Below are 3,377 nucleotides of genomic sequence, written 5' to 3'. Positions count from 1 at the left end.
CACTGATCAAATGCTCCGGAATCGGTGATCAAGTAATGCCGGAATCTCTGATCAAGTGTTTCCGGAATCTGCGATCAAATGCGGCCGGAATTGGTGATCATTTCGCTCCGGAATACACACACAAGCACTACTTACACGAATTTTGCCGAAATGGTATGGAATTATGTCAGAAATGAGCCTACTTCACCTGAGTTTAATGAATTGGCAAAATCCAATAAAACAAAAAATTATGCGCGTGAAATTGCTGCTCAAATAAGAAGGCTGAGCAGATGGTGGTATCCTGAACAACCTAAGAATAAAGAATATAACGAAGAACGAGAAGCATACTTCGATAAAATAATCGAAAAAGCCTTTATAAAAGAGGTTTTTATTGTAGGAAAAAATAACAAACTGAATAGCAATTCCTTAATAGTAAATTCACTAAAAGATGTTACTCGTAATTATCGCTGGGGAACACAAACCGATTTACAGGAACTTGCCCGCATCTATAATATTAACTTACATACCTTAATCAATGGCAACGCACCCTATAAGCCTGCTGATACCCCACAAAGACCAATTATTACAATGGACAATCAGCATAACCTTCATTGGACTACCTGTATTAGCTTTCTAGGCTCGAACTTTAAAGGTAAGCGCTATGATAGCTATACTAAGGATAGTGTAATTTCTAAACAAGAAATAAAAGATATTATGCAAACTTATACTCAAGGTTTTGTGGCATTAGTGACTAAAAGAAATCATCTTGAAAAAGCCATGCAAATTATTCAACTCTGTGATAATCGTGACTTCAATGTGAGTGATATTGTGCGGATGCTTAGCAATTATTTACAACGATCTAATTTTAATAACAATAGCTCTTTTAAAAAACGTGCCGACTATATCATTGCCAGAGCTGAATATTTTAATGAGGCTGCTGATAAACCAGATGGGCTCGATTTAAGTGTATAGTTAATGGGGAACCCCGATGCCTTTTCAAAATCACTTTGAGTGAGATAAAGTTTTTTGTTCAAGCCCCTTATTCCTAGAAAGACATAGGATAATGCGGAAGTAACTTTAGCCGAATGAGCCTGAAAATCAGAAGCCTTTCCAATTGATTTGATAAATAAGCCAGCAAGCCAGGCAGCAAAAGTAACGATAAGGGCAATAAGTAGTAAAATATTCATTCTTTGAGGACATCAAACATAGAGATTGGTTACAGGATTGATACAACTCCAATCAATATGTATCCATGGTTGTGACTTTTCGCGGATAAGTTTGCCAATAAATAGTTTATAAAAGGATTCTCTTTCTCTTTGGAGATGTTACCGAAGGGAAGTAGAAACTTATTCGTTGCCTCAAAATAGTTGTTACTTTCCAAGGGAGATAATTAATAAAATAAATTAATAACTGTTTCATTAAATAGCGTTCCTTTAGGACATGACTTTGCTATCGCTGTTTGCAATAATCTCAACACATGCATGATTGTTCCTTGTAGCAGCGTTGTAAATAATAAGGTTCGCAACAATAGACGCATCAATCTTCAATTGAAATTCACAATTCAAGGCCTGGCCATTTATAGTAACAAAAATATTCTGGGCAAGAATCGTGGAGATATCTTTTACAACGTTCGGCGTCTGTTGTAAGGAAGTCCCTGCCCAGTATTGATTGAAAAGGATACGGTTATGAAAGTAAATCCATCCTATTAGCCTACTCTGACTTGAGAACGTACTTCTTTAAAATCAGCATCAGGTAAGGTTTCGAGTTCATTGTCTCTGGCCAAAGCAGCGTGAATAAAGCGAGTCAATGAATGACGTGTATTCCCCGACCCTTGCAAATGCTTGTTTAAAAGAAGCAAAAATGCCTCTTTATTTAGATCAGATGAGTCCCTGATAACCCTTTGCAAGTTTTGAGCTCTTAAAACACCACTTTCACCATGAAACCAATGTGAAAAACGCGTTATGCCACGTATTCCAGTTGCATTATTTTTGCACCAATCCAAATAATTGCAGATGCCTGCATTTACTTTATCAATGCATTCCTCGATGGATAATTGCTCGATTCTTTGGGTAAATTGATTGACTTTAATCTCATTAAAAGAAAAGAACACATCAATGCGCCGGTTATTGATGCCACGACAGTCGCTTCGAGTAACTTGTGCATGACCATGTTTAAAATCTGCATCAAGAAATTTTTCTCCACCCAGATTACTATCGTGTATCGAATCATCAATTATCAGTACAGTAGCAGCCTCTTCATCTAGTTTTGTTCCAATATCCGCGGCTGAGGCAATCAAATAGGAAATATTATGCTTGGTCAATATCCTTTTTAATGCCTCTGTCGTGCTTGGATTTAAAATTTCCTCATTAATAAGCAAAGGTTTGTTTTTTGCTTTTAAAAAGGGAAGATGCAATAAGATAGAGGAAAGATTTGCATTAATATAGTAATAATCATGATAAGCATGAGAAGGAATTCTTCTTTCAAATTGATGATCAAATTCATCACAATAAACGTCTGCACTTTCCCCGCAATGAGAAATGTAATTTTTTCCAAAAGTTAATAGGAATAAAGAGGAGGCAGACTTCTTTAATTCCGCATAAGCGCCAAGAAATAGAGGACAATACTCATCGGCGAAACTGTCTCTACTCCTATACTGCAATTGTCTTTTAGAAAAATCCTTACCCAAAACAGCTGCGATATTATCAAAATCAATCGCATACACTACATCGCATTCTGCTTGAGAATTGCCCGTCTTTGCTTTTCTTTCTTCTACAGTTTTAAAATGTCGAACTCGAATATTGGCGCCATTTTGATTTAATCGATTAATGATTGCTTGTAAAATTTCTTGCTGCGCTTGATTATTGCCGGTTTCGATACAATCTAACTCTATATTTTTGTAGCCATGATAATAAAGCTTTAAAAGAATCATTAAATCTTGAAATAAGCCACCGCTTCCTAAGCTTAATAAACGAATAATCGATTTTTTATCGTTGCTTTCTACAGCACTTAAAATTCGTTCTTCGTATTTAGCACGAATATTAGAGAAAGTTGAGCGAGAATGCGCGTGCGTAACGACACACCAACACTCATGCAGCCAATTTAAGCTTGGTTTCATTGGCCCATAGGATGAGCTCCAACTTTGAGTAGGATTTTTATAAAGAAATGAAAGCCAACGATTAAATGTCTGTAGATCTAATTGAGTAATTTGTTCTGCTGTATATAATTTATATCGATTCATGTTTATTTTATAATTTGTAAAATTTTGAAAGTATAACCCAAGCTATTCTGTGTTATTGACCTAGATAAGCCGATGCGAGTCTGCCAGCTGCATTGCTCTCCAATTCAACATCTAATACATCAGCAACGGTTGACGCGATTTTCATATTAATTTCTGCAGG

General features: G+C 36.1%; 2 protein-coding genes. One reads left to right on the top strand and one right to left on the bottom strand.

Annotation, left to right across the window (positions count from 1 at the left end; all coding sequences use genetic code 11):
- The first annotated feature begins 78 nt into the window (after nucleotides 1–78).
- Entirely contained in the window at nucleotides 79–951 is an 873-nt protein-coding gene (locus tag ELY20_RS16650) for a hypothetical protein (RefSeq protein WP_127059518.1), read from the top strand.
- A gap of 733 nt (nucleotides 952–1,684) precedes the next feature.
- On the opposite strand, the gene ELY20_RS16640 is transcribed toward ELY20_RS16650, so the two are convergent.
- Nucleotides 1,685–3,217 carry a hypothetical protein gene (locus tag ELY20_RS16640; RefSeq protein ID WP_110144297.1) on the bottom strand — a complete coding sequence of 511 codons (1,533 nt, stop codon included), beginning with the start codon at nucleotides 3,215–3,217 and terminating at the stop codon, nucleotides 1,685–1,687.
- Nucleotides 3,218–3,377 lie beyond the last annotated feature (160 nt).

The organism is Legionella qingyii, from assembly GCF_003990155.1.
Lineage (GTDB): Bacteria > Pseudomonadota > Gammaproteobacteria > Legionellales > Legionellaceae > Legionella > Legionella qingyii.
Note: the sequence above shows the minus strand (reverse complement) of the source record. Positions and strands in the feature narration are given on the sequence as shown.

What these genes read in the sequence shown, in the direction of transcription:
- ELY20_RS16650 (WP_127059518.1), top strand. Translation starts at nt 79, where the DNA reads ATGCGGCCGGAATTGGTGATCATTTCGCTCCGGAATACACACACAAGC.
- ELY20_RS16640 (WP_110144297.1), bottom strand. Translation starts at nt 3,217, where the DNA reads ATGAATCGATATAAATTATATACAGCAGAACAAATTACTCAATTAGAT.